The organism is Legionella worsleiensis (assembly GCF_001467535.1).
GTDB lineage: Bacteria > Pseudomonadota > Gammaproteobacteria > Legionellales > Legionellaceae > Legionella > Legionella worsleiensis.
Map to the genome: position 1 here is coordinate 307099 of NZ_LNZC01000031.1, position 1334 is coordinate 308432.

A 1334-nucleotide genomic window follows, 5' to 3' on the forward strand; every position below is an offset into this window, starting at 1 on the left:
AGTGGAAATTGTTTTTATGATCATTACTCTGCTTTGTCACCAACCATCAGTTTTCCTACCAAATACTCCTTTCTCCCCAAGTGGAGAAGGGAGTAACTTGAGTGGAAATTGTTTTTATGATTATTACTCTGCCTTGTCACCAACCATCAGTTTTCCTACCAAATACTCCCTTCTCCCTTAGTGGAGAAGGGAGTAACTTGAGTGGAAATTATTTTTATGATCATTACTCTGCCTTGTCACCAACCATCAGTTTTCCTATCAAATACTCCCTTCTCCCCTAGTGGAGAAGGGAGTAGCTTGAGTGGAAATTGTTTTTATGATTATTACTCTGCCTTGTCACCAACCATCAGTTTTCCTACCAAATACTCCCTTCTCCCTTGAGGGAGAAGGGTTGGGGATGAGGGTGTGGTACGCACGTGACTCACGAGATTAACAAAGGATAAACAATAAGATTATCTGCATGTTTTGAATTGAATAGATTCAGAAGAATTGAATACAGAATGTAACTCATTCATTTGAACCTTAAGTGCTCTGTGTGTAGCGCTATCAAAATGGTATTCACTATTTTATAGCATCAAAATTTTTAGACAGAGCATGAACAAGCGAGCAAAAGGATTAAGGCAAACCATGACGGATGCGGAAAACCGCATATGGTATTATTTACGCAACAGGCGATTAAGTGGGTATAAATTTATTCGACAGCACGTTATTGGCATTTACATTGTTGATTTTGTGTGTCGTGAAAAAAAACTGAACGTTGAAATTGATGGCAGTCAGCATATGGATGCTGTTGATTATGATTTACGACGTTCTCAATATTTGGAATGCCGAGGTTATAGAGTGGTGCGCATATGGAACCACGATGTATTTAAAAATATTCAGGGTGTGATGGATAGTGTGTTGCATGAACTTGAGATCGTGCCGCACGCCTCCCCCTCATCCCCAACCCTTCTCCCCTAGTGGAGAAGGGAGTAGCTTGAGTGGAAATTATTTTTATGATCATTACTCTGCCTTGTCACCAACCATCAGTTTTCCTACCAAATACTCCCTTCTCCCTTGAGGGAGAAGGGTTGGGGATGAGGGTGTGGTACGCACGTGACTCACGAGATTGACAAAAGATAAACAATAAAACTATCTGCATGTTTTAAATTGAATAGATTCAGAAGAATTGAATACAGAATGTAACGCATTCATTTGAACCTTAAGTGCTCTGTGTGTAGCGCTATCAAAATGGTATTCACTCTTTTATCGCATCAAAATTTTTAGACAGAGCATGAACAAGCGAGCAAAAGCATTAAGGCAAACCATGACGGATGCGGAAAACCGCATATGGT

The 1334-nt window shown here is 40.0% G+C and carries 1 protein-coding gene; it reads left to right on the top strand.

All coding sequences use genetic code 11. The features are described 5' to 3' along the window. Positions 1-594 precede the first annotated feature (594 nt). Positions 595-960, top strand: coding sequence for an endonuclease domain-containing protein (locus Lwor_RS13180; RefSeq protein WP_058494332.1), 366 nt, complete (start codon positions 595-597; stop codon positions 958-960). Positions 961-1334 lie beyond the last annotated feature (374 nt).

What these genes read in the sequence shown, in the direction of transcription:
- Lwor_RS13180 (WP_058494332.1), top strand. Translation starts at nt 595, where the DNA reads ATGAACAAGCGAGCAAAAGGATTAAGGCAAACCATGACGGATGCGGAA.